Source organism: Streptomyces sp. 796.1, assembly GCF_047525675.1.
Lineage (GTDB): Bacteria > Actinomycetota > Actinomycetes > Streptomycetales > Streptomycetaceae > Streptomyces.
The window spans coordinates 1-25,595 of record NZ_JBLIWA010000045.1 but is presented as its reverse complement, the minus strand read 5'-3'; the positions used below and the strand labels follow the sequence as shown (position 1 = coordinate 25,595).

Genomic DNA, 25,595 nt, shown 5'->3' with positions numbered 1-25,595 from the left:
TCGCGACGCGGCACGCCGCCCGGGCTAGGCGCTGCCGAGTGGGGCGCTCGGGCCGGCGTCACCGACGGTCGCGGTCGTGCCGGTCGGCGCCGCTGCGGGCCGCACCGCGGTGGCCTGCGCCGCAGCCGGTTCGGGTGCGGCGCGGCGGGTCGCCGCGACTGCTTGCAGCGCGTCGAGGGCGCGGGTCAGCGCGGGCGCCCGTTCGGCCCCGCGGCGCACGGCAGCCACCACGTACCGGCGCGGCCGGTCCGCGTGCAGCACCCGGACCACGACCGCGGGGTCGGCCCCGCCGTACGGCGGCGCGGTCGCCATCCGCGGCACCAGCGCCACCCCCATCCCCGCTGCGACCAGCGCGAAGACCGCCGGCCAGTCGGCGGCGGCGTGCGCCTTGACCGGTGCGAAGCCGGCCGCCTGGCACACGGCCGTGGTCGTCTCGGGCGCGGGCCCGCCTGCCGTGCAGATCCACGCCTCGTCGGCCAGGTCGGCCAGGCGCAGCCGCGACGCGGCGGCGAGCGGGTGCCGGGCCGGCAGCGCGACGTCCAGCGGGTCGGCGAGCAGCGGCACCCGGGTGAACTTCGGGTCCTTGGCCGGCGGCGCGTAGGCGGCGAGCGTCACCGCCAACTCGACCGCCCCGCGCGCCAACAGCTCGTACGCGTGCGCCGCCTCCGCCTGGTGGACGCGTACCGTGATCCCGGGGTGCCGGCGGCGCAGATGGCGCACGGCGGGCACCACGAGCGCCGCGATCGCGGTGCCGAACGCCCCGACCCGCACCTGCCCGCACTCCCCCAGCCGGTGGCCGGCGAGCTCCGACTCGGCGCGCTCCAACTGGGCGAACACGTCCTCCACATGGCGCAGTACGAGCCGCGCGGCATCGGTGAGCCGCACCCCGCGCCCGTCCGCGGCGACCAGCGGCACGTCCAACTGTTTGGCCAGCCCGGAGAGCTGCTGGGAGACCGCCGAGGGCGTCATGCACAGAGCCTGCGCCGTCGCGGTCACCGTGCCCAGGTCGGCGAGGGTGCGCAGCACGCGGAGCCTTCTGAGGTCCCAGTCCGCCATGGGGGCAAGCTATCCAGCCGGGCGCGCCGAGCGGCGGACCGCACCCGCCGGGGCGTCGCCCCGACATCTCCCCAACGCCCTGAGGGAAGCGGCAAGTTGACCCCGCGGAGGGGCCGTACGGCGCCACACGCACGGGGCAACGGAGCGTGCTCCGTGTGGCGCGCCAGGGCGGGTCGCCGACGGGCCGACCGCCGGTGCGCGCCGCGATCCACGATCCGCTCAGGTACGCGCGCGGGCACGCGCGGAGAGCACGCGGAGAGCACGCGGAGGAGGCATGGCGGACCGGGCGGTCCAGGGCCGGCTCGGGTGTGATCAGGAGCGGGGCCTGGGTGATCCGCAGCGGGCCGGCGCGGCCCGGGTCCACACGGGCGCCCGCGGGCCGGGCGGTCAGCCGGGCCGTAAGCCCGACCCGTACGCCAAAAACGCCCAAGCCGAAGGGCTATGGGCGTCTGGCGGTGCGGCGTGGGTCAGCTCGAAGGCAGCTTGTTGTTCTTGCTGCCGACCATCACGAGACCGGCGATCACGAGGAACGACACGATGGGCGCGGCGACGTAGAGACCGAGCGTCTCCATGACGCTCAGACCCGGGCCCGGGTCGTCACCGTCGTCGCGGGTGAGCGCGAACGCGGGGGACGACATCAACATCATCAACGTCAGCCCGGCGGTGACCGTACCGGCGCGCAGGGCGTTCTTCTTGGCCTTAGTGCTCACAGCAGCAATTTACCCAACCCCTCACACCACCGCGCGCCCGGGGTCACCCCCACCGCGGCCGTACCCGCCCCGCCGCGGCTCCGCCGCCCGGCCGCGCCCTGCGCCCGCCGGTGCGCAGGGCCCCCAGGTGGCGGGTGCCGGTCGTCCGCGCGCGGGGTGGGCGTCAGGACGCCAGCGACTCGGGGCCCGCGGCGGCACGCTCGACCGGGTAGGCGGCGGCGGTGGGCTCGCTGGTGAGCGGGAGTTCGGCGCCCAGCGGCGGCTCGCTGGTCAGGGGGGCCGCGTCGGACAGCGGCGGCTCACTGGTCAGGGGCTGTTCGGCGAACCCGGATGAGCCGGAGCCGTCCAGTCCGGACTCGGGGTCGGACACGCCCTCGTAGAGGTCCGGCGGGGACGGCTCTGCCTGTTTGGAATGGGCAAACGGAAGGGCTTGCACGGACGCGGCCACACGGGCCTCCTGAGGTCGGTGGGCAGTGAGACACGTCGAGCCCTACCCACAGATGGCGGGGACAGACGTATCCCACACTCAAACGTGCTTCAGGTCACATGGTCCCCCCGCGGATGATTTCCCGCTCACCAAGGCCACAGACCGCCATATCTGGACCGCCGCGCGCACCACGGCGACGGATTTTGCGGGCGGAGTCCGGCCGTCCGGCCCGCCCCGCGGGCCCCGGCACGCAAGGCCGGCGCTCGGGTCGGCTCCCCTCGCTTCGATCCGTCGGCGCCGCCGGCGTCCCGCCGGCCGGGTGGCGGGCTCGGGGCCCATCGCCGTACAGCGCCGTACGAGGCATCCGCCGTGCCCGGGCGGGCACTCAGGCGGTGCGCAGCGGGCTTCATCCACACCCCCATTGGAGTTATCCGTTTATCCGACAACTGGTTATCCACAGCCGTCGCCAGGTCCTGGCCGCATCCACCACAATCTCCGTAACGCCATGATCGCGGCGCCCGCCGCGGGAGACGGAAGTGGCGTTGCGGAGAGTTAAGGAGGGGGCCGTGCGGCTCCGGGGGAACAGGGCGACAGCGGCGCGGGCCACGACCGCTGCGGGAGCGACCGCCGTGGCCGCCGCCGTCATCGGCGGGTTGCTCGGCTCCGCGCCGGGCGCCGCGGCTGCGCCGCTGCCTGGCCCGCGGGAGGCGAGCGCCGCGGAGGCGCCCGAGAGTTCTGCGACCGGACTGCCGCCGGTGTGGCCGCGACCGCACGCGATGCAGCCGGTCGGCACGCCGGTGGCGGTCACCGACGAGGTGCAGGTGGTCGCCGCCGCGGACGCGGACGCAGCCGCGCTCGACGTGCTGCGCTCCGTGCTGCGCACGGCCGGCGCCCGCACGGTGGTCGACGCCTCGCCTGACGACCCGCTGCCGGCGGGGGCCCTGGTGGTGTACGCGGACGGGCAGCCGGCGGACGACGCGCTGCGGGCACTGCGCGCACCGGCCCGCGGTGACCTACCCGCCGGCGGGTATCGCCTGGCCACCGGGTTCGTGCAGGGCCGGGGCGTCCTCGCGCTGTCCGGCGTCGGGCCCGACGGCCTGTTCCACGCGGTGCAGACGCTCCGTCAGCTCCTGCCCGGCGGTGCCGGGCGGACCGGCGACCGGCGGATGGTGCCGGGCGTGCGGGTCCGGGACTGGCCGGCCACCCGCGCCCGCGGCATCACCGAGGGTTTCTACGGGACGCCGTGGACCCACCGGCAGCGGCTTGACCAGATCGACTTCCTGGGCCGCACCAAGCAGAACCGCTATCTCTACGCGCCGGGTGACGACACCTTCCGGCAGGCCCGCTGGCGCGATGCGTACCCGGCCGAGCGGCGCGCCGAGTTCCGCGAACTGGCCGAGCGGGCCCGGCGCAACCATGTGACGCTCGGTTGGGCGGTGGCGCCCGGGCAGGCCATGTGCTTCGCGTCGGAGAAGGACCTGACGGCGCTGGAGCGCAAGGTGGACGCGATGTGGGCGCTGGGCGTGCGCTCCTTCCAACTCCAGTTCCAGGACGTGAGCTACAGCGAGTGGCACTGCGGCTCGGACGCCGACGCGTTCGGCTCGGGACCGCGTGCCGCGGCCCTCGCACAGGCGAAGGTGGCCAACGCCCTGGCCGCGCACCTGGCCGCGCGGCACCCGGGGGCCGAGCCGCTGTCCCTGCTCCCCACCGAGTACTTCCAGAAGGGTGCGACGGAGTTCCGCGCGGCGCTCGCCGATGCGCTCGACCCGCAGGTCGAGGTGGCCTGGACCGGGGTGGGCGTGGTGCCCAAGACGATCACCGGCAAGGAGTTGGCCGAGGCCCGCACGGCGTTCGCCCACCCGCTGGTCACGATGGACAACTACCCGGTCAACGACTACGCGCAGGACCGGCTCTTCCTCGGCCCGTACTCCGGGCGCGACCCGGCCGTGGCGGGCGGCTCGTCCGCGCTGCTGGCCAATGCGATGCGCCAGCCCACGGCGTCCCGCATCGCACTGTTCACCTCGGCCGACTTCGCCTGGAACCCCCAGGGGTACCGGCCTCAGGACTCCTGGCGGGCGGCCGTCGACGACCTCGCGGGGCAGGACCCGCGGACCCGGGCGGCGCTGCGGGCCTTCGCCGGCAACGACGCGTCCTCGCTGCTCGGCGGCTGGGGCCGGGACCGTTCGCAGACCGTGCCCGAGTCGGCGTACCTGCGCCCGCTGATCGACGAGTTCTGGGCGGCCCGCGACGCGGCCCCCGGGGCGGACCGCTCCCCCGCCCCGCGCTCCCCCGGCAGCGGTCCCGGCAGCCCCGACGGCGTCGGTGACCAGCGGTTGCGGCAGGCGGCGGAGCGCCTGTCGGCCGCGTTCCGCACCCTGCGCGAGGCGCCCGGCCTGCTCGCGGAGACCTTCCACGGCGAGGTCACGCCGTGGCTCGACCAGTTGGGGCGGTTCGGCGCCGCCGGTGAGCACGCCGTCGGGGCGCTCACCGCGCAGGCGCGCGGCGACGGCGCGGCTGCCTGGCGGGACCAGCGTGCCCTGCGCGCGGAGCGGAAGCGGCTCGCGGCCAGCCCGGTGACCGTCGGCAAGGGCGTGCTGCCCGAGTTCCTCACCCGTGCCGTCACCGAGATCGACGCCTGGTGGGGTCTGGACGCCGCCGGCGGCAAGGAGCGGGCGAAGAAGCTCACGCCCGCGGCGGGCGCGCAGTCGGCCGCCGACGGCGATCCGACCACGGCCTACCGCCCGCCGGCGCCCGGCACGGGCAGCCCCACCGACGACACCACGGACCGCCCCACCGGCGGTCCCACCAGCGGACCCTCCGGCGGTCCCTCCGACGACAAGCCCGGCACCGGCGGCGAGCGGGCCGAGCCGACCACCGTGGCCTTCGGCGAGCGCCGGCCGCTGAGCGCCGTGACGGTGCTCACCGAGGCGGTCCCGAAGCAGGCCGGCGGGACGATCGGCGAGGTGGAGGTGCGGGTGCCCGGGCACGGCTGGCGGCGGCTCGGCGCACTGTCCGCCAGCGGTTGGACCCAGCGGGCGGGCAAGGGGCTGCACGCCGACGCGGTGCGGCTGCGCTGGGCGCCCGGCGTGCGGCCACCCGCCGTGCAGGAGGTCACCCCGTGGTTCGCCGACGCCCCACCGGCCGAGCTGCGGATATCGCAGACGGAGGCGGACGCGGAGATCGGTGGCCGGCCGACCAAGGTGAAGGTCTGGCTGATCGGCCGCCGCCCGGGCGACGTCACCGGCGATCTGACCGTGCGCAGCACGGGCGGGTTGCAGGTCGCGGCACCGCGACAGGTCACGGCGCCGCGCGGCGGCACGGCGACGGCCGAGATCGAGGTGGCGGTGCCGGCCGGCAGCAAGCCGGGCGCGTACCGGCTGCCGATCCGCTTCGGCTCCGAGCAGACGACGCTGACGGTGCGCGCCCACCAGCGCACCGGCGGCCCCGACCTGGCCCGCACGGCACGCGTCACCTCGTCGGCCGACGAAACGGCGGACTTCCCCGCCACGGCCGCGACCGACGGCAACCCGGCGACGCGCTGGTCATCGCCGGCCACCGAGCACGCCTGGCTGCAACTCGCGCTGGACGGCCCGGCCCGGCTCGGCCGCGTCGACCTGCACTGGCAGGACGCCCACGCCGCCCGGTACCGGATCGAGGTCTCTGCCGACGGCCGCACCTGGCGCACGGCGGCCACCGTCAAGAACGGCAAGGGCGGTCGCGAATCGCTCCGCATGGACGCACCCGACACCCGCTTCATACGCGTCCAGGGCGACGAACGCGCCACCCGCTTCGGCTATTCGCTGTGGTCCGTCCGGGCCTACGCGGTGACGCCCTGACCCGACCGGCCCCGCCGGCCACAGTCATGATCGGGGCCCGGACCTGCGTGAATACCCGCCGGTGGTCCGGGCCCACTACACACTGATGGCCCGGGCCTCAGGCGGATACGCCGTCGATCCGAGCCATCGCATCTTCCGCGCCGTACGGCTGTAGGTAGGGCAGCCAGCGCGGGTCCCTATGCCCGGTGCCGATGATGCGCCAGGCGAGGCCGGAGGGTGGGGCCGGTTGGTGCCGTAGTCGCCAGCCGAGTTCCGCCACGTGGCGGTCGGCCTTGACGTGGTTGCAACGGCGACACGCCGCAACGACGTTCTCCCAGGCGTGCTGGCCGCCCCGGCTGCGCGGGATGACGTGGTCGACGCTGGTTGCGACGCCACCGCAGTAAGCGCAGCGGCCACCGTCCCTGGCGAACAGGGCACGGCGGGTCAGCGGAACGGGGGCCCGAAAGGGGACCCGCACGAACCGCTTCAAGCGGACGACGCTCGGTGCGGGTATGACGCGGGTTGCGCTGTGCATCAGGGCGCCTGACTCCTCAAGGCTGACGGCCTTGTCATTGAGGATGAGTACGAGCGCGCGGCGGAGCGGTACGACGCCGAGTGGCTCGTACGACGCGTTGAGGACCAGAACATGCGGCACGGGTGCCTCCCTGTACGCCGGCGGCGCGTGGCTCGCGCCGGGACGATCTCCCCTTAGTGTCTACGCAGCCCTGGTGAGAGCGCCACCACCACCAGGTAACGGACCAAGAGTGTTTTCGCCCACATCCCGTTCACCTCCGCGCTGCTCGCGGTTGTCCCTCGAACAGGACAACGAGACACCTGACGTGCCCCGTTAGTGTGGAGTGCCTGTCCGGGCACCCGCATCGGACACCTCTTCACAGAAGGGTCACCCGCTGTGCTCCGGTCCGCCGCACCGACCGCTGACGCGACGCCACGCGCCACGACGCTCGACGAGACGCAAGAGTCCGCCGAGAGCGCCGCCGGCTGGATCGAGGACAACTGGTCCGATTGGCTCGCCCTGGGCCTGCGCATCCTGCTCATCGTGATCATCGCGTTGGTGCTGCGGACGGTGATCCGGCGGTCGATCACCCGGCTCATCGCCCGGATGAACCGTACGGCGCAGGCGGTGGACGGCACGGCGCTCGGCGGGTTGCTGGTCAACGCGGAGCGCCGGCGCCAACGGTCCGAGGCGATCGGCTCGGTGCTCCGCAGCGTCGCCTCGTTCATGATTCTGGGCACCGCCGCCCTGATGGTGCTGTCCGCACTCGACATCAACCTCGCCCCGCTGCTCGCCAGCGCCGGCGTCGCAGGCGTGGCCATCGGCTTCGGCGCCCGGAACCTGGTGACCGACTTCCTCTCCGGCGTCTTCATGATCCTGGAGGACCAGTACGGGGTGGGCGACTCCATCGACGCGGGCGTGGCCTCCGGCGAGGTGATCGAGGTCGGCCTGCGCGTGACGAAGCTGCGCGGCGACGACGGCGAGATCTGGTACGTGCGCAACGGCGAGGTCAAGCGGATCGGCAACCTCAGCCAGGGCTGGTCGACGGCCGGTGTCGACGTGCAAATCCGGTACGACGAGGACCTGGAGAAGGCCCGCAAGGTCATCACCCAGGCCGGTGCGGAGATGGGCACGTCGCAGCCGTGGGACGAGGCGCTGTGGGAGCCCGTGGTGGTGCTCGGCCTGGACGCGGTGTACCTGGACTCCGTCGTGATCCGGGTCTCCGCCAAGACGATGCCGGGCAAGGCGCTCAGCGTGGCCCGGGAGTTGCGCTGGCGGATCAAGCGGGCGCTGGACGCCGAGGGCATCCGGATGGTGGGCGGCCCGCCCCCGGTCGCCGAGGGCAGCACGCCGCCCGCCGACCCGTCCGCGGCCGTCGCCGCCCCCTCGGCCCTGGCCAGCCCGACCTCGCCGCAGTCCCTCGCGGCGGCGCCGATACCGCCGCCGAACCTCCAGAAGTAGCCGTCCGGGCCCGCCCCCGCTTGCCGGGGCGGGCCCACTCCGTTTCCGCGCCGGGGCCCGCGGCTCGGCCCCCACACCAGCCTCGGCCCCGACCCGGCCCGCCCCGACCCACCCCGGCCCGGGCGGTCAGTCGGCTGGTCTCCCGGGCCGGGTCACGCCCCACCGTTCCGTCGGGAACACGCACCGCGCCCGGCCACTCGCTCCGTGCGCATCCCGGAGGGCGCGTCCATAACGCTTTGGCCAGCCCTGCGAAGTCGTTCCGATGGAACCATTGACGACGCGCGGAACGCCGCCTACCTTCCTGTTCACCATTAGGAAACTTTCCTAATAGATGGCGCGGCAACGGGGCCCGTCATCTGATCAGCGAAGGGTGGTGGTCAGTCGTGGCCGGTACGCCGGGAACGCCCCGCGTATTGCGGGCGATGAACGACCGGGCGGCCCTGGACCTCCTCGTGGCGCACGGGCCGCTCACCCGCACCCAGCTCGGCGAGCTGACCGGGCTCTCCAAGCCCACCGCCTCCCAGTTGCTGGCCCGCCTCGCGGCGGCCGGACTGGTCCGCGCCACCGGAACCGCCACCGGCCGCCCCGGCCCCAACGCGCAGCTCTACGAGATCAACGCGAGCATCGCGCACGTCGCGGGCGTCGAGGTGACCCCGCTCCAGATCACCGCCGTCATCGCCGACCTGTCCGGCACGATCGTGGGCGAGCACCGGTTGGCCTCCGACGCCACCGGTGAGGAGGCCACCCGCCACACCCCGGCGCTGGTGGCCGCAGCGGTGGACGGCGCGCTGCGCGCCGCGGGGCTCCAGCGCGACGCCCTGCACCGCACCGTGATCGGCACCCCCGGCGCCCTCGACCCCCGCACCGGCGTGCTCCGCTACGCGCCCCACCTGCCCGGCTGGCAGTCCCGTTCGCTCCGCACCGAACTCGATGCGGCGCTCGGCACCCCGGTCGTCATCGAGAACGACGTCAACCTGGTGGCGCTCGCCGAGCAGGACCGGGGCACCGCACAGGACTTCGACGACTTCGTGCTGATCTGGGCGGATGACGGGATCGGCGCCGCGATCGTGCTCGGCGGGACCCTGTTGCGCGGCGCCACCGGCGGCGCGGGCGAGATCGGCTACATGCCGCTGCCCGGCGCCCCGCTCGCCCGCGGTGCCGAGACGTTCGCCGACCCGGACGCCGGTGGCGGCTTCCAGCGCCTCGCCTCGTCCCCGGCCGTCATCGCGCTCGCCGCCGAACACGGCATCTCCGCCCCGGACGCGCCGACCGCGCTGGCCCGGGCGCTGGCCACGCCGGGCGCCGGTGACGCGGTCCTGGCCGAGGTGGCCCGCCGGCTGGCCACCGGCATCGCCTCCGTGATCGCCGTGGTCGACCCGGAGTTGGTGGTGCTCGGCGGCGAGGTGCCGCACGCCGGCGGCGAACGACTGCTCGACCTGGTCAGCGACGAACTCACCGGACTCGCCCTGCCCAGGCCGCAGCTACGGCTCAGCGCGCTCGACGACAGCCCGATCCTGATCGGCGCGCTGCGCACCGCGTTGGCCGACGCCCGAGAGACCGTCTTCGACACCGCTTGACCGCGCGCCCGGCGCACCTCCGCACCTCCGCACCTCCTCCCAGGCTTTCCCACCCTCCCGAATTCGCTGGCTCCCCCAAACTCCCCGAACTCCCCGAACTCCCCGAACTCCCCGAACTCCCCGAACTCCCCGACCGCACCAACGACACGACCGGCCCGGCCAACCCCCGTTCCCCTCCCCGTACTCCGTCTCCATCTCCTTCTCCATCCCAGCAGGCCCTTTCCGTACGGCATGGCCCACGCTCCTCGGCATGGTCTGCCCGGCCTGCGCCGGTCGCCGCAATTCTCTTTTCCCACCCCGTCCTCTCCTCGCCGCTAAGGAAGTCCGTCATGCCGCGAACGCGTATGCTCCGCGCTCCGGCCGTCCTCGCCGCCGTGCTCGCCACCAGCGGGTTGCTGCTCGCGGGATGTGCCAATCCCAGCACCGGTAGCGCGAACGACGACCCGACCAAGCCCGTGACCTTGAAGTTCTGGCACGGCTGGGCAGAGAAGAACGAGGTCAAGGCGATCAATGACAGCCTTGACCGCTTTCGGAAACTGCACCCGAACATCAAGGTGAAGGCCACCGGCAACGTCACCGACGTCACCATGAACCAGGCGCTGCGCGCCGGTGGTGGCGATGCGCCGGACGTGGTTTCCTCGTTCACCACCAATAACGTCGGGCAGTACTGCTCTTCCGGCATGTGGGTCAATCTCGACCCCTTCATGAAGAAGACGGGCCTCGATAAGAACAAGGTCTTCCCGAAGACCCTCCTTGACTACACGAGTTTCGAGGGCGAGCAGTGCGCGCTGCCGCTGTTGGCCGACGCGTACGGGCTCTACTACAACAAGGACGCCTTCAAGGAGGCGGGCATCAAGCGGCCTCCGCGTACGATGTCCGAGCTCAAGGAGACGGCCGTCAAGCTCACCCAGGAGAAGGGCGGCGGCTACCGGCAGCTCGGCTTCATGCCCAATTTCCGGCTCTACCAGAACAGCCCGGACCGGCTGTTCGCGCAGTGGGGCCCGCGCTACTTCGACGACAAGGGCAAGGCCAGGCTGGCCAAGGAGCCGGCGTCCAAGGACTTCTTCACCACCCAGCGCGACCTGGTGAAGGCGCTCGGCGGTTACGACAAGCTGGAGAAGTTCCGTACCACCTTCGGTGATGAGATGTCGTCCCAGAACGCCTTCCTCACCGGCAAGCTGGCGATGCACATGGACGGCGAATGGCGCGGTCTGATGCTGAACGACGCCAAGGCGGACTTCGAATGGGGCACCGCGCCGATGCCGGTCCCCGACGACCAGGCCGACAGCTACGGCCGCGGATATCTCACCGGGACGGTCGCCGGAATCGCGCACAGCAGCAAGCACCAGAACGCGGCCTGGGAATTGGTGCGGTTCCTGACCGCCGACACCGATCAGGTCGTCTCCTTCGCCAATGCGATCCACAACGTGCCGTCGACCAAGGCCGCGCTGGCTTCCCCGAAGCTCGATGCCGACCCCACGTTCCGCGCGTTCTTGAACATCGCCCAGCACCCGGACAGCGTCGCGCTCCCGGCCTCCATCAACGGCGGCCAGTACATCCTGGCGCTCCAGGACTTCGCCTATGACGCCGAGGCCGGAAAGGTCGACGATCTCGACAAGGGACTGCGAAAACTCGACGACCAGATAGACGCCGACAACCTCCAAGCGCAGAACTGACGGAGCCCAGCCATGGCAAGATCAACCAAAACAGCGGGGCTCACCCAACCCGCGATACCAGGGCACGCGGCGGAACTGCGCCGAAAGCACCAGCGGGAGCGGCTGCGCACGCTCGGCTTCCTCTCCCCCTGGCTGATCGGCTTCACCGTCTTCTTCGGCTATCCGCTGATCGCCACCGTCTACTTCTCGTTCATGCACTACAACCAGATCGAGCCGGCCACCTTCGTGGGCTGGCGGAACTGGAAGTACGTGTTCGAGCAGATGCCGCTGTTCGGGCCCGCGCTGTGGAACACCCTGTGGCTGGTCGTGGTGATGGTGGCGCTGCGCGTCGTCTTCGGCATCGGGATCGGGCTGCTGATTACCAAGTTGAAGACCGGTGTCGGATTCTTCCGCACTGCCTTCTACCTGCCCTATCTGGCGCCGCCGGTGGCCGCCACCGTGGCCTTCGTGTTCCTGCTCAATCCGGGCACCGGGCCGGTCAATGAGATTCTCGGTACGGTCGGCATCGACGCCCCGAACTGGTTCAACGACCCCAATTGGGCCAAGCCGTCCCTGGTGATGCTGTCGCTGTGGGGCATCGGTGACCTGATGGTCATCTTCATGGCGGCGCTGCTCGACGTGCCGAAGGAGCAGTACGAGGCGGCCGAGATCGACGGTGCCGGTGCGTTCGCGAAATTCCGCTACATCACCTGGCCTTCGATCCTGCCGATCGTCATGTTCGCGGTGGTCACCGGGACCGTGCAGACCATGCAGTACTACACGCAGGCGCTGGTCGCCGGAAAGCTGGCATCCGGGGTGAGCGTGGGACCCGGCACCACGATCCAGCCCGGATATCCGGACCATTCGACGCTCACCGTGCCACAGCTCGTCTATTCGCTCGGCTTCCAGAACTTCAACACCGGCGCGGCATGCGTGCTCTCGCTCGTGCTGTTCGCCATCGCCATGGCCGTGACCACCCTGCTCATGCGCAAGCGCGCCGGGCTGCTGACGGCGGAGGACTGATCCATGACCACCACCGCTCTTTCGCCACGCCCGCGCACCACGCGCCCCACGCCAACGCCGGCCCAGGCGGCGGCCAGGGCCCGGCGCAAGTCCGTCCTGCACTGGATCGCCGTGCACACCGGCGCGTTGGCCGCCGCGCTGTTCTTCCTGCTGCCGTTCGTCTTCGTCTTCCTCACCTCCGTGATGAGCGACGAACAGGCGATGAGCGGCGAGTTGTGGCCACATGAATGGCGCTGGTCGAACTACGTGGACGTGTTCAATACGCCCGGCTTCCTTACCTGGTGGCGCAATTCGCTGCTGTACGCCGGACTCGGCACGCTCTTCACCGTCTGCTCGTCCATTCCGGTGGCCTATGCGCTGGCCAAATTCCGCTTCCGCGGCCGGCGTGGCGCCATGATCCTGGTGATCTCCACGATGATGCTGCCGCCGCAGGTCATCGTGATCCCGATGTACCTGGTGTGGGCGCAGCAGTTCGGGCTCTCCGGGTCGCTGTGGCCGCTCATCATCCCGATGGCGTTCGGCGACGCGTACTCGATCTTCCTGCTCCGGCAGTTCCTGCTGACGATCCCCAAGGAATATCTGGAGTCCGCCCGGGTGGACGGCTGTGGCGAGATCCGTACGCTGCTCACCATCGTCGTGCCGATGGCCAAGCCGGGCATCGCGGCCATCGCACTGTTCCAGTTCTTCTACTGTTGGAACGACTATTTCGGGCCGCAGATCTATGCGGCGCAAAATCCTGGAGCCTGGACGTTGAGTTACGGTCTTGAATCCTTCAAGAGCGCACACAGCGTCAACTGGAACCTCACGATGGCCGCGACGCTCCTCGTCATGGCGCCGGTCATCCTCGTCTTCTTCTTTGCACAGAAGGCCTTCGTCGAAGGCGTCACTCTCACCGGAGTAAAGGGCTAATTGGCTATGAAGCTCGCAGTGGTCGGCGGGGGCTCGACCTACACCCCCGAACTCATCGACGGATTCGCCCGGTTGCGCGATGCGCTGCCGCTGACGGAGCTGGTTCTCATCGACCCGGCGGCCGAGCGGCTTGAGCTCATCGGCCGCCTGGCGCAACGCATCTTCGCCAAGCAGGGCCACCCCGGCACCGTCTCCTGGACCTCGGACCTGGACGCGGGCGTGGACGGTGCCGCCGCGGTGCTGCTGCAACTGCGCGTCGGCGGGCAGGCGGCCCGCAACCAGGACGAGACCTGGCCGCTTGAGTGCGGCTGCGTGGGGCAGGAGACCACCGGCGCCGGTGGCCTGGCCAAGGCGCTGCGTACGGTGCCGATCGTCCTCGACATCGCCGAGCGCGTGCGGCGGCGCAACCCCGACGCGTGGATCGTCGACTTCACCAACCCGGTCGGCATCGTCACCCGCGCGCTGCTCACCGCGGGCCACCGCGCGGTCGGCCTGTGCAACGTGGCCATCGGCTTCCAGCGCAAGTTCGCCAAGCTGCTGGACGTGGCCCCGGACCAGATCCACCTGGACCACGTCGGCCTCAACCACCTCACCTGGGAGCGCGGGGTGCGCATCGGCGGCCCCGACGGCGAGAACGTGCTGCCCAAGCTGATCGCGGAGCACGGCGAGGCCATCGCGGCCGACCTGCGGATGCCGCGTGACCTGGTCGACCGGCTCGGCGTGGTCCCCTCGTACTACCTGCGGTACTTCTACGAGCACGACGCGGTCGTGCGGGAGCTGAAGTCCAAGCCGTCGCGGGCGGCCGAGGTGGCGGCGATCGAGCAGCAGTTGCTCGACCTGTACGCGGACCCGGCGCTGGACGAGAAGCCGGAGCTGCTGGGCAAGCGGGGCGGCGCCTTCTACTCCGAGGCCGCCGTCTCGCTGACCTCCTCGCTGCTCGGTGACACGGGCGACGTGCAGGTGGTCAACACCTTCAACAACGGGACGCTGCCGTTCCTGCCGGACGACGCGGTGATCGAGGTGCCGGCCGCGGTGGGCGCGGACGGCGCGAAGCCGCTGCCGGTGGCGCCGCTTGAGCCGCTGTACACGGGGTTGACCGCACACGTCACCGCGTACGAGCGGCTGGCCCTGGAGGCCGCGCTGCTCGGTGCGGAGGCGGGGGCTGCGGCCGGCCGGCGCGCGGTGTTCGAGGCGCTGCTCGCCCACCCGCTGATCGGTCAGATCGAGTACGCCGACCAGCTCACCGACTCCCTCATCGCGCACAACCAGGAGCACTTGGCGTGGGCCTGACCGGTTCCGTGCTCGCCGTCGACGCGGGCAACAGCAAGACCGACGTGGCCCTGCTCGGCCCGGACGGCACGGTGCTCGGCTCGGCCCGCGGCGGTGGTTTCCAGCCGCCGCGGGTCGGCACCGAGCGTGCGGTGGCGGGCCTGGCCGAGATCGTCGCCCGGGCCGCGGCCGATGCGGGGCTGGCCGATCAGCTCGCGCGGCGGAGCGCTCCGCTGGCCGAGCACGTCTCCGCCTGTCTGGCCAACTGCGACCTGCCGATCGAGGAGGAGCGGCTGACCGAGGCCATAGCGGCGCTCGGCTGGGGTCGTACGGTCAACGTCACCAACGACACCTTCGCGCTGCTGCGGTCCGGGCTGCCGGACGACGGGGAGCCCACCGGGGTCGCCGTGGTCTGCGGTGCGGGCATCAACTGCGCGGGGCTCGCCCCCGGCGGGCGCACCGCGCGCTTCCCGGCCATCGGCCGCATCTCGGGCGACTGGGGCGGCGGCGGTCACCTGGCGGATGAGGCGCTGTGGTGGGCCGCGCGGGCGTGGGACGGCCGGGGCGAACCCACCGAACTCGCCTCGGCGCTGCCCGGCCACTTCGGGCTGCCCGACATGTTGGCGCTGATCACGGCGCTGCACCTGGGCGAGGTGGCGCCGACCAGGCGGTACGAGCTGACGCCGGTGCTGTTCGCGGTGGCCGACGCGGGCGACGCGGTGGCCCGCGCGATCGTGGCGCGGCAGGCGGACGAGGTGGTCACCATGGCCACCGTCGCGCTCGCCAAGCTGGACCTGCTCGGGGAGCACGCTCCGGTGGTGCTCGGCGGCGGGGTGCTGGCCGCCCGGCACCGGCTGCTCGACGACGGGGTGCGCGAACTCCTGGCCGAACGCGCGCCCAAGGCCACCCCGCACGTGGTGCAGGCGCCGCCGGTACTCGGTGCGGCGCTGCTCGGCCTGGACCACATCGGCGCGGACCAGGCGCTGTACGAGCGGCTGCGCGCGGCGTACGGGGCGGCGGCCTGACCCATCCGGTCGGTGGCGGTGCCGGTTTCGGTTTCGGGCCGGCCCGCCCCGGCCGGTGGCGGTGCCGGTTTCGGTACCGCTCCGGCCGTTGCCGGTGGCGGCTCCGGTCCGCCCCGCTCCGGCCGATGGTGACGGCTCCGGGCCCGCCCCGGCCGGTGGCGCCACGGGCCGCCCGGCCGGGTGCACCCGAGTGGGTGGACCGGGCCGGGCCCGCCCGCTCGTGGCCGGGGTGGCGTCGGGAGGCGAATGCGGTGGCGTGGTGGTGGCGGGGGCCGTCACCACGCCCGCTCCGGGGGGCGCCCCAGAGCGCACGGCCGGAGCGCGCGGCAGCCCGCGCCCCCGGTGTTGACGGCGCGGCAGCGGGCGTACGGCGGGCAGGCGGAACGCCGGCGGAGCGTCAGTAGAAGGCGGGCCGCACCCGGCCGGCGCGGCGGCGAGCGGCGCGAGAACAGCATCAGGGCGGCGTCAGGGCGGCATCGGAACGCCCCCACCTCAGCCACCCGTCTTATCCGCCTAGTCCGCATTGCAGAACAACGGGCGTTGAGTAGGAACTTCGCATCTATTGTCCTCCATTCGGAGCACGCCCCCGCAGGCCAGACCGTCGTTAACCGGACGTGACTTCATCCACCGCGCTTCCCGGTACCACAGCCCCGGCCGCGCCCCTCACGGAGTCTCACCGCATGGGGGACTGGGTCCTCACGGCCACGCCCCCGGGCAGCCCACGGGGCTTCACCCACGCCCATCTCCAACGCGGCGCAGAATTCGTCCACCTCCGGTATTGCCAAGCAGAGTTGGCCGATCTGGCCACCACCATGGAGCGCATCGAGGCCGATTTCGTCCAGCGCTGCGAGGCGCTGCGCGGTCCGCGTGCGGAGTCGGCCAGGGCGCCGGCGAGCCACTCCGATCCGCCGCCGAAGCTCCCGTACGCCCGGCGCCCGCAGGACGACCATGCATGAGCGATACGACTACGGCGGCTACGACGTACGCGCCCCCGGCGCCGTCCCGCACCCCGCCTTCGGGCCGGGCAACGAGTCCGGGCTCGGCTTCGGGCCGGATTTCGGCGGCGGGTTCGCGGCGTACGACTCGACCCCGGTGGCCCCCGAGACCGGCACCGCGTTCGTCGCGTACGACACCTTCCCCGCCGGGTCCGAACCGCTCACCGCGCCCGACCTCGCCGTGCTCGGCGGGCACTGGGACTCCGAGGCCGAACTGACCAAGCTGTTGCGGGAGTCGGCGCCGACCGAGGAGTTCGACCCGCTCGTCGGGCCGGACATCCCCGCGCCCCGACTGCCCCAGCAGCCCCCCACCCACCGCAGACGGCGCCTGCACCGGCTCCGTGGGGCCGTGCGCGACACGCCGCGCACGGTGACCCGCGCCGAGGTGCTGAGCTGTCTGATCGCGGTGCTGGTCGCGGTCATCGTGGCGGTGGTGAGCGTGCTCGGCGGGATGTTCGCGCACGATCCGCTGCGTCAGGTGGTGGCGCCGAACGTGGCGCGCCACCTCGCGATGTGGTGGCCGGTGCTGATCTACGGGCCGTGGCTGGTGGCCTCGCTGTCCATCATCCGGCACGCGGTGCACTACCGCAGGGCGCCGCACGCCTGGGCGACCGTGGTGCTGTTCAGCGCGTTCTCGGTGGCGCTCTCGGTGGCGCACGCGCCGCGCACGGTGGGCGGCATCGCCGTCGCCGCGCTCCCCGCGATCGCCGCGCTGACCTGCTTCCACCAGTTGGTCCGGCAGATCACCCTCACCAGGCCGCCGCGCCGCTCCACGCCGGCCCAGCACGGGTCGTCCCGCCACTAGCCGCGCACCGCCCCGCAGGCCCGGGCCCGCCGCACGCCGCCCCCACGGCGTCGGCGTCGCCCGGGCCTCCCGCTTGTCCGGGGCCCCGGCTGCTCCGGGGCGCGCGCCCGTCGGGGCTCCCCGCCTGTCCGCCGGCTCGCCCCGGGGCTCCCCCGTCCCGCGCGGGCGCGCGCGTTGCCGCCCCGCAGCGGGCGCCCCCAGGCTGCACCCGCCTTCACCCGCCTTCACCCGCCTGCACCCGCCTGCACCCGCCTTCACCCGTCAGAGCCGTACCCGGATGCTCTGCGGCGCGTACTCCTGCACCGCGACCAGGAGCGCTTCCCGGTCCACGCCCGGGCCGAAGCGGACGAGCAGCGCGGCGCCCTCGCTGGTCCGGCGGCGGCGCGGGAGGCGGGCGACGCCGGCGACCTCGTCCGCCACCACCCACAGCCGCAGCCAGCCCGCCTCCCGGCCGGCGCCCGCGTCCAGCCTGCGGACCCGGCTCCACGGCACCCGGAACCCACCGCGCCCCGCGCAGCGCACCACGACGCCGCGCGCGTCGAGGCCGACCGCGTCCGGCACCAGGTAGTCGTCGCGCACCTCGCGCAACGTCCGGGCGGCGAGCGGGAAGACGAGCAGCCCCAGGACCACCAGACCGGGCAGTGCGACCGCCAGGCCCGCCTGCCGCGCCAGCCCCGCGGACACCGCCAACGGCAGCCCGAGCAGGGCGCAGAGACGCAGGCACACGGCGGCGTCGGGACGCACCGGTTCCCGGAGGAAGAGGGCACCGGGCCCGAAGTCGGAAGGTGGCTGGAAAACGCGCATACGCGTTCCTTTCGGTTCTTGCTCGCTCTCTCGCGTTCCGGCTCCGCTGCGGCGCCGTTCACCCTGCCGCGCCCGGCCCGGCGCGGCAGGAGCGGCCCAGGGTGTCACGTCGAGGTGGCGGGGCCGACATCCGCCCCGGTTGCGCGGCAGGTCGGGCCGGGTCGTACGACGGGCAGCCGAACGGGAACCGAACACCACTCGCCCGCGTGATGAGGGTCGGGGGCGGCGGACACAACGGGCGGACACCGGTGGCCAGTCCACCTTCCGTACAAGATCCGTCCATCCGTACAAGATCCGTCCATCACCGGTGTGGTTGTCAGTGGGGGCAGCCATACTGCTCTCCAAGGCGTCAGCCAGCCCGGTTCGCCCGGGCGGCCGGGCCGCAGCGACCAGGGGGAGGTCTCGTGTCACACCCGCCGACCGGCGTGATCGCGCCAGCGGTCGCGCCCGAGGGGCCGGCCGGTGCCGGCGCACGCCCGAGCCCGCCCGCCGCGTCCGCCCCTGCCGCGCCGCCCGGTGCGCCGGGCCCGCGGCGGCCGGCCTGGCGCGAGGCGCTGGCCCGGGCGCGGGCGGCGGCGGTGACCGAGCCGGGCCGACTGCGGGTGATCGGGGCCCTGTTGGCCGTGTTGTTGCTGGCCTTCGGCGCACTGACGACCTGGCAGGTCAGCGCGCGCAAGGACGCCGCCAGCGCGGTCGCCCACCGCAGCCAGTCGCTCAGCAAGGACGCCGCCGACCTCTACAGTTCGCTGGCGTCGGCCAACGCCGCCGTCACGCAGGGCTTCCTGACCGACGGCCCGGAGCCGAAGGCGACCCGCGCGGACTACACCGCGCACATCGAGGACGCGTCGAGGCTGCTGAGCGAGGTCACCGCGGCCGGCGGGACCACGGCGACCAGCCGCGAGCAGCTCGACCGGCTGCACCAGTTCCTCCCCACCTACACGAGCCTGGTGGAGTCCGCGCGCGCCAACAACCGGTTCGGCTATCCGCTCGGCGGTGCCTATCTGCGGTACGCCAACGAGGTCATGCAGGACGAGTTGTTGGCGGCGGCCAAGCTGTTGTACGAGGCGCAGAGCGAGCAGCTCGAAGCGGACTACGCGGACGCGAAGGCGTGGCCGTGGGCGGCGCTGGCGCTGGGCGTGCTGGCGGTTGCGGCGCTGGTGTGGGCGCAGCGCCGGTCGTACCAGCGCACCAACCGGATCTTCAACCTGGGCCTGCTCGGCGCCACGGTGGCCTCGGTCGCGGTGCTCGGGTGGCTGGTGCTCGGGCACGCCGTGGCGCGGTCCGCGCTGAGCACGTCGGACCGGGAGGGCGCGCAGTCGCTGCGGCTGCTCAACCAGGCCCGCATAGCCGTGCTCCAGGCGCGGACCGACGAGAACCTGACGCTGGTGGCGCGGGGCGCCCAGGAGGTGGCCCCGCAAGAGGGCGCGGAGACGGACGCCGCCCCCGCCGAGGGCGACGGCAACGACGCGGACGCCACCGACGCGTACGAGACCGAATACCGCGAGCGGATGAAGGAGTTGAAGGGCGCGGCGCGATCCGGTGCGACGCCGCAGAGCCTGCTCGGCAGGGCCGAGGCCCGCGCCGACGACGAGGCAGGACGCGACCCGGTGCGGACCGCGATCGCGAAGGTCAACGAGTGGCAGGGGCGCCATACGACGTCCCGTGCGGAGGACCACAGGGGCGCGTACGACAGGGCGGTGCAGAGGGTCATCGCCGGGCCCGACAGCACCACCAAGTCCTACACCGACGTGGACGAGGCGCTGGGGAAGGCGATCGAGCACGAGGCCGCGGAGTTCGGTTCGGCCGTGGACGACGGGGACGGCTTCGTGGCGTACCTGCCGGGTGGCGCCGCCGCGTTGGCGCTGCTCGGCGCGGCGGGCGCGGTGACCGGGGTGGGTCGCAGGCTGTCGGAGTACCGATGACGGGGGCGAGGATGCGTACGGAGGGCGAGGGCGCGCCGCGCGGCGCGGCACGGCGCGGCGGGCGGCGGCGCACGGTGGCGCTGTCGGCTGCGGGCTGCGCCCTGGCGGCTGCGGCCGGGCTGTTGCTGCCGGCCGCCTTCGACGGGCGGGGCGACGGACGGCGCGAGGGCACGGCGAGCGCCGCGCGGACCGCCACCGAGCGGACGGCGCCGCGCGCCGCGACGACCGCGAGCTGTGACTACCCGGAGCAGAGCCTGCGCCCGACCGGCGAGGTCGGCCCGGCGATGCGGCGGCTCCGGGACCGCCCGGACAAGAAGCTACGCGTCGGGGTGGACCTGAACAGCTTCAGGTGGGGCTATCGCGCCCCGACCGAGAAGGACAAGATCGCGGGCTTTGACATCGATCTCGCCCGGGCGATCGCCAAGGAGGTGTACGGCAGCGAGGAGGCCATCACCTTCATCGCCATCCCCACGAGTCAGCGGACGACGGCGCTGGCCACGCGCAGGGTGGACGTGATCGTACGGACGATGACGATCACCTGCGAGCGGGCCGAGGAGGTCGCGTTCTCCGCCCCGTACTTCGAGACGTACCAGCAGTTGTTGATACCCGATGGGACGAAGAGGGCGGAGGGGGTCGAGGACTCCTCCGGCGTCGCACCCGATGCGTCACTGCGGGGCAAGAAGGTGTGCGTGGCCAAGGGCACGACGGCCGAGGAGGTGCTGGACAGCGCCGAGAAGGGCGACAAGGCGTGGGGCGCGGAAAAGTTCCTGCGGCCCAACCAACTCGACTGTTTGGTGCGTCTCCAACTCGGGGAGGTGGACGCGATCCTCACCGACGGCGCGCTGGCCGCCAGCCAGGTCGCACAGGACCCCACCCTGAAGCTGGTCGACGAGCAGATGAGCGAGGAGCCCGAGTACTACGGCGTGGCGGTCAACAAGGAAGACACGGACCTGGTGCGGACCGTCAACAAGGTGCTGGAGGATTACCGCAGGGGCGGCGAGCGCAGCCTCTGGATGCAGAAGTACCAGCATTGGCTCCAGAAGCAGCTCCCGGGACTCACAGGGCCGCCCACGGTCGACTACCGGGACTGACCAGCACGCACAGGAGAGGTGATCGATGGCGGCCTCGGGACCCGCCCCCGGTTCGTCGGGGATGCCCCAGGGCCCGGTCATGGACCGGGAGGAGGTGGACCGTGCGCTCGCGCGACTCGGCGCCGAGCACGAGGCGATCGAGACGTCGCTGCTGGCGCTCCAGGACCACGCCGGGCGCAGACTCCTGGAAGGAGCGGAGCTCACCGGCACCACCAAGGCGCGCTGGGCCACCGCCGAGCAGACGATCACCATGCTGTGGGCGTACTACGACGCGTACACCGCGGTCCTCGGCAAGGTCCGCGCGGTGCGCACCCGGCGCCGCTGGCCCGGGCAGGGCGAGCTCAAGGAGCTGACCGAGCTGCTCCGCGGCGACCTGGTGACCGTGCCGGGCTCGGCGCTGTCCGGGTCGCCCCGGCTGAGCGAGCGGTTCACCCTGGACGGCGTCGTGGAGCGGATGAACAAGGGGTACGCGCTGGCGCTGGACGTGGTGGTCACCGCGGACACGGTCTGGTCGGCGTTGCCCGCCAGGATCGACATGCTGGCGGCCGAGTTGCAGCGCACCCGTTCGCTCGCGCACTCGGTGGGCGTGCGCCCCGGCGAGCACCCGTCGGGCGACGACCTGGACGAGATCACCACCGAACTCACCCTGCTGCGCGCCGAGGTGATCAGTGATCCGCTGGCCTTCTGGACCGGGGCCTCGCCGAGTTCGGCGCCCGGTGGTGGGCGGCCCGACACCGAGCGGTACGACCGGGCGGCGCGGGCCTTGGAGGACGTGCGCCGGGAGATCGAGGCGGTGCTCGGGGTGCGCCAGGACGCCGAGCGGCGGCTGATGCTGCTGCGCGACGTGCTCTCGCGCGCCGACCGCACGCTCACCGAGGCGCGGGAGGCGCGCGGCGAGGTGCTGGCGAAGATCGCCGCGTCCGACGTGCCCGCGGTGAGCGGCCCCTCCACGGTGCTGCACGAACAGCTCGCGCTCGCCGCCGACTACCGCAGGCGCTCCCAGTGGCACCGGCTCTCGCCGCTCCTGGAGAGCCTGGAGCAGCGGGCGGAGGAGGAGTTGCACCGGGCCAGGGAGTCGCTGACGGCCGTCACCGCGCCGCTGGCGGTGCGCGCGGAGCTGCGCGGCCGGCTGGACGCGTACCGGGCGAAGGTGGGTCGGCACGGGATGGTGGACGACCCGGTGCTGGTGGAGCGGTACGACGCGGCGCGGCGGATGTTGTGGAGCGCGCCGTGTGACCTGCGCGCCGCCGAGCAGGCCGTGTTCCGCTACCAGCAGGCGGCGGCCGAGGCGCTCGGCCCGTATCCGGGCGCCGGGTCCGAGCGGGCCCCGCAGCCGCGCGCGGGCGGGGGCCAGGAGGGTGGCTGGGACGCGCCGACCCGGCCGGGACAGACCAGGGGGCCGGGGGGAACATGAGCACCGAGTGTCAACGGCCGGACTGTGCCGGTTCGTACGAGGACGTGGGCGGCGGCGAGCTGTACTGCGACACCTGTGGGCTGGCGCCCGTGGTCGCGCCCAGCGGGCTGCTGAGCGCGCCGCCGACCAGCGTGACGAGCGTGGGCGCGGCGTCGCCCGGGACCTCGGGCTCGGCCGCGACGCACGCGGCATCGGGTTCGGGTTCGGCTTCGGGCTCGACGGCTGCGGCGGGCTCCTCGGCGGGTTCGACGAGGTCAGCGGGGTCGACGGCGTCATCGGGTTCGCACCGGTCGGTCTCCGGCCGGTTGTCGCAGAGCGCATCGGGCCGGCCGGTTTCGGTCCGCACGTCGACGTCCGGTTCTACCTCCGGATCGGCCGGCTCGGGGCGCGGGCGGCTGGGCGCGGGGCTGGTGGCGGTGCCGCAGGTGCCGCGCCCCGAGCCCTACCGGGCGGTGCTCGACGATCCCGAGGTGCCCGAGCGCAAGCGGTTCTGTAGCCGTTCGGAGTGCGGCGCGCCGGTGGGCCGCTCCCGGGGTGCCCAGTCGGGCCGCACCGAGGGGTTCTGCACCAAGTGCGGGCACCCGTACTCCTTCGTCCCGAAGTTGCGGCGCGGCGATCTGGTGCGCGACCAGTACGAGGTGGTGGGCTGTCTCGCGCACGGCGGGCTCGGCTGGATCTACCTGGCCGTCGACCGGGCCGTATCGGACCGCTGGGTGGTGCTGAAGGGCCTGCTCGACACCGGGGACGAGGACGCGCTCGCGGTGGCGCTGGCCGAGCGGCGGTTCCTCGCCGAGATCGAGCACGCCAACATCGTGCGGATCTACAACTTCGTCGAACACCTCGACCCGCGCACCGGCAGCCGCGACGGCTACATCGTCATGGAGTACGTCGGCGGCAAGTCGCTCAAGGACCTGGCCAACGAGCGGCGCGAGCCGGACGGGCGCCGCGTTCCGCTGCCGGTCGAGCAGGCGTGCGCGTACGGCATCGAGGCGCTGGAGGCCCTCGGCCACCTGCACAGCCGCAACCTGCTGTACTGCGACTTCAAGATCGACAACGCTATCCAACAGGACGACCAGCTCAAACTGATCGACATGGGCGCGGTCCGGCGGATGGACGACGACGACAGCCCGATCTACGGGACGGTCGGCTACCAGGCGCCCGAGGTGGCCGAGGTCGGCCCTTCGGTGGCGTCGGACCTGTACACGGTGGCCCGCACGCTGGCGGTGCTGACCTTCGACTTCCAGGGGTACACCACCGTCTTCGCCGACAGCCTCCCGCCGCCGGCCCACATCGAGGTCTTCCGCCGGTACGAGTCGTTCCACCGGCTGCTGATGCGGGCCACCCACCCGGACCCGGCGCGGCGGTTCGCCTCGGCCGCCGAGATGGCCGACCAGCTCACCGGGGTGCTGCGGGAGGTCGTCGCGCTCCAGTCGGGCCGGCCCCGGCCGGCGCTCTCCACGTTCTTCGGGCCAGAGGTGCGGGCCGTGGACACCCAGGTGTTCGTGGAGGAGACGGAGCCGGGCTGGCTCGGCGCGCACGGCGGGCCACGACGCGGTCGACGCGCCCGCGCGGCGGGCACGGGCGCCGCATCCGGTGGTTCCGCTGGTGGGCCCGGTGGCGTCGGTGGGGCCGGCGGTGGGGTGGTCGCGGTGCCCGGTCAACCTTCACACCACCCGGGGGGCGTACCGCTTTCGGGGACAGCTCCGGCCACCACGGGCACGGGCGGGACCGGCTCGGGAGCCGCGGGCGGGCCGGCGCCGGGCGGTGCGCCGGGGAGTGGCGCGGGTCGGGCGGTGGCGCCGCTGGACGTACGGGCCGCGGTGCTCGCCCTGCCGGTGCCGCACGTGGACCCGGGCGACGCCAACGCCGGATTCCTGGCCACGCTGCTGGCCGCGGCCCCGGCCGAACTGTCCGCCGCGCTCGCCGCGGCCCCCACCGACTCGACCGAGCTGCGGCTGCGCCGGATCCGCGTCGACCTGGAGCGGGGGCGCGACCTGGCGGTGGACGAGGCGCTGGACGCGCTGGAGGAACGCCACCAGGACGACTGGCGGATCGTCTGGTACCGCGGGCTCCAGGCGCTGGTCAGCGGCGACCACGGAACCGCCGCGCGCTCCTTCGACGCCGTCTACGACGCCTTCCCCGGCGAGCCGGCGCCCAAGGTGGCGCTCGGCCTGTGCGCCGAGGTGCTGGGCCAGCTCGACAACGCCGCCGCGTACTACCACCTCGTGTGGGCGACCGACCCGGGCTTCGTGAGCACCGCGTTCGGGCTGGCCCGGGTGCGGTTCAGCAGCGGCGACCGGGCCGGGACGGTGGCGGCCCTGGAGTCGGTGCCGGAGAGCTCGATCCACTACACGGCGGCCCGGGTGGCCGCCGTGCGGGCCCGGCTGCGGCTGGGCGGCGCCCCGGGGGGCGGGGGCGGCAGCGCGGGGGGTGCCGGTGCGAGTGGCAGCGGCGCGGAATCCAGCAGCCCCGGGGGCAGCGGTGCGGGAGGTGACGGGCCCGCGCAGCGACTCGCCGAGCTGACAGCCGCCGCCGAGCAGGTGGAACGCCTTGCCGACTTCGGACTTGACGCCGTGCGGCGCGAGCGGCTGCACACCGAGGTGCTCGGCAGCGCGCTGGACTGGGTACTCTCCAGCGGCAGCGGAACCCCGCAGGCCGCCGGACCCGGAGCGGCGGCGGGAACCCGACCTTCGCTGCTCGGCAGCCGCCTGGACGAGCGCGGGCTGCGCTTCGGTCTGGAACGCTCGTATCGGGTACTCGCCCGGCTCGCGCAGCGGGGCGAGGAAAGGATCGAACTGGTGGAGCGGGCCAACCGCCTCCGCCCCAGGACGTGGGTGTGATCGATGTCGCAGAAGCCTCGGCTGTCAGCCTGCCCGAGCTGTGCGGAGCCGCTTGACTCGGAGGACAACTTCTGCGGCGCGTGTGGCACCAGCGTCACCGCGGCCGGTATGACCCCGGGCCCGGGCGCGCCCGCAGCACGCCCGGCACCGGGAACCGCCGTGCCCCCGCCGGCGGCTCCCCCCGCCGCGCGGCCCGCGCCCGACACCGCCGTGCACGTCGCGGCGGGCGTGGCGGCGGGGGTCGCCGGGTACGCCTCGGCGGGCCCGACCGGCGGCGCGGGCC

General features: G+C 73.3%; 20 protein-coding genes. 15 read left to right on the top strand and 5 right to left on the bottom strand.

Features of this window, described 5'->3' with window-relative positions; all coding sequences use genetic code 11:
- Positions 1-24: 24 nt before the first annotated feature.
- From ACMA1D_RS26525 to ACMA1D_RS26515, 3 genes are all read right to left on the bottom strand, one after another.
- Complete coding sequence (locus ACMA1D_RS26525; RefSeq protein WP_414726528.1) at positions 25-1,056, bottom strand: LysR family transcriptional regulator; 1,032 nt, start codon at positions 1,054-1,056, stop codon at positions 25-27.
- Between the two features lie 467 nt (positions 1,057-1,523).
- Entirely contained in the window at positions 1,524-1,766 is a 243-nt protein-coding gene (locus ACMA1D_RS26520; RefSeq protein ID WP_349993072.1) for a hypothetical protein, read from the bottom strand.
- 163 nt (positions 1,767-1,929) lie between these two features.
- On the bottom strand, positions 1,930-2,214 hold the full coding sequence (locus ACMA1D_RS26515; RefSeq protein WP_414726527.1) for a hypothetical protein: 285 nt from the start codon (positions 2,212-2,214) through the stop codon (positions 1,930-1,932).
- Positions 2,215-2,759: 545 nt separating this feature from the next.
- Between ACMA1D_RS26515 and ACMA1D_RS26510 the strand changes: the two genes are divergently transcribed.
- Positions 2,760-6,029: a beta-N-acetylglucosaminidase domain-containing protein gene (locus tag ACMA1D_RS26510; protein WP_414726526.1), complete on the top strand. Its 3,270-nt coding sequence runs from the start codon at positions 2,760-2,762 to the stop codon at positions 6,027-6,029.
- 97 nt (positions 6,030-6,126) lie between these two features.
- Here ACMA1D_RS26510 and ACMA1D_RS26505 read toward each other — a convergent pair whose 3' ends face one another.
- On the bottom strand, positions 6,127-6,663 hold the full coding sequence (locus ACMA1D_RS26505; protein WP_176161630.1) for an HNH endonuclease: 537 nt from the start codon (positions 6,661-6,663) through the stop codon (positions 6,127-6,129).
- A gap of 255 nt (positions 6,664-6,918) precedes the next feature.
- Here ACMA1D_RS26505 and ACMA1D_RS26500 point away from each other — a divergent pair, with 255 nt between their 5' ends.
- From ACMA1D_RS26500 to ACMA1D_RS26460, 9 genes are all read left to right on the top strand, one after another.
- Positions 6,919-7,983, top strand: a complete 1,065-nt coding sequence (locus tag ACMA1D_RS26500) for a mechanosensitive ion channel family protein (protein ID WP_414726525.1) — start codon at positions 6,919-6,921, stop codon at positions 7,981-7,983.
- Positions 7,984-8,405: 422 nt separating this feature from the next.
- Positions 8,406-9,560 carry an ROK family protein gene (locus tag ACMA1D_RS26495; protein ID WP_414726524.1) on the top strand — a complete coding sequence of 385 codons (1,155 nt, stop codon included), beginning with the start codon at positions 8,406-8,408 and terminating at the stop codon, positions 9,558-9,560.
- 329 nt (positions 9,561-9,889) lie between these two features.
- On the top strand, positions 9,890-11,236 hold the full coding sequence (locus ACMA1D_RS26490; protein ID WP_414726523.1) for an ABC transporter substrate-binding protein: 1,347 nt from the start codon (positions 9,890-9,892) through the stop codon (positions 11,234-11,236).
- 12 nt (positions 11,237-11,248) lie between these two features.
- On the top strand, positions 11,249-12,238 hold the full coding sequence (locus ACMA1D_RS26485; protein ID WP_414726522.1) for a carbohydrate ABC transporter permease: 990 nt from the start codon (positions 11,249-11,251) through the stop codon (positions 12,236-12,238).
- 3 nt (positions 12,239-12,241) lie between these two features.
- Entirely contained in the window at positions 12,242-13,147 is a 906-nt protein-coding gene (locus ACMA1D_RS26480; protein WP_414726521.1) for a carbohydrate ABC transporter permease, read from the top strand.
- A gap of 6 nt (positions 13,148-13,153) precedes the next feature.
- Positions 13,154-14,437, top strand: coding sequence for a 6-phospho-beta-glucosidase (locus ACMA1D_RS26475; RefSeq protein WP_414726520.1), 1,284 nt, complete (start codon positions 13,154-13,156; stop codon positions 14,435-14,437).
- Positions 14,428-15,441: an N-acetylglucosamine kinase gene (locus tag ACMA1D_RS26470; RefSeq protein WP_414726519.1), complete on the top strand. Its 1,014-nt coding sequence runs from the start codon at positions 14,428-14,430 to the stop codon at positions 15,439-15,441. Before ACMA1D_RS26475 ends, ACMA1D_RS26470 begins: the two co-directional genes overlap by 10 nt.
- A gap of 680 nt (positions 15,442-16,121) precedes the next feature.
- Positions 16,122-16,397 (top strand): hypothetical protein, encoded by a 276-nt coding sequence (locus tag ACMA1D_RS26465; protein WP_414726518.1) that lies wholly within the window; start codon positions 16,122-16,124, stop codon positions 16,395-16,397.
- A complete protein-coding gene (locus ACMA1D_RS26460) occupies positions 16,390-17,241 on the top strand; it encodes a hypothetical protein (protein WP_414726517.1) in 852 nt (283 codons plus the stop codon). Before ACMA1D_RS26465 ends, ACMA1D_RS26460 begins: the two co-directional genes overlap by 8 nt.
- 261 nt (positions 17,242-17,502) lie before the next feature.
- Here ACMA1D_RS26460 and ACMA1D_RS26455 read toward each other — a convergent pair whose 3' ends face one another.
- Positions 17,503-18,045 carry a hypothetical protein gene (locus ACMA1D_RS26455; protein WP_414726516.1) on the bottom strand — a complete coding sequence of 181 codons (543 nt, stop codon included), beginning with the start codon at positions 18,043-18,045 and terminating at the stop codon, positions 17,503-17,505.
- A 404-nt stretch (positions 18,046-18,449) separates the two neighbouring features.
- Here ACMA1D_RS26455 and ACMA1D_RS26450 point away from each other — a divergent pair, with 404 nt between their 5' ends.
- The 5 genes from ACMA1D_RS26450 to ACMA1D_RS26430 all read left to right on the top strand — a co-directional run.
- Positions 18,450-19,967 (top strand): hypothetical protein, encoded by a 1,518-nt coding sequence (locus tag ACMA1D_RS26450; RefSeq protein ID WP_414726515.1) that lies wholly within the window; start codon positions 18,450-18,452, stop codon positions 19,965-19,967.
- Entirely contained in the window at positions 19,964-21,058 is a 1,095-nt protein-coding gene (locus ACMA1D_RS26445; protein ID WP_414726514.1) for a transporter substrate-binding domain-containing protein, read from the top strand. The genes ACMA1D_RS26450 and ACMA1D_RS26445 overlap by 4 nt, the downstream gene beginning before the upstream one ends.
- A gap of 25 nt (positions 21,059-21,083) precedes the next feature.
- Complete coding sequence (locus tag ACMA1D_RS26440; protein WP_414726513.1) at positions 21,084-22,472, top strand: hypothetical protein; 1,389 nt, start codon at positions 21,084-21,086, stop codon at positions 22,470-22,472.
- A complete protein-coding gene (locus tag ACMA1D_RS26435) occupies positions 22,469-25,312 on the top strand; it encodes a tetratricopeptide repeat protein (RefSeq protein WP_414726512.1) in 2,844 nt (947 codons plus the stop codon). The genes ACMA1D_RS26440 and ACMA1D_RS26435 overlap by 4 nt, the downstream gene beginning before the upstream one ends.
- Before the next feature lie 3 nt (positions 25,313-25,315).
- Positions 25,316-25,595: zinc ribbon domain-containing protein (locus ACMA1D_RS26430; protein WP_414726511.1), on the top strand; the 280-nt coding region annotated here is incomplete at its 3' end.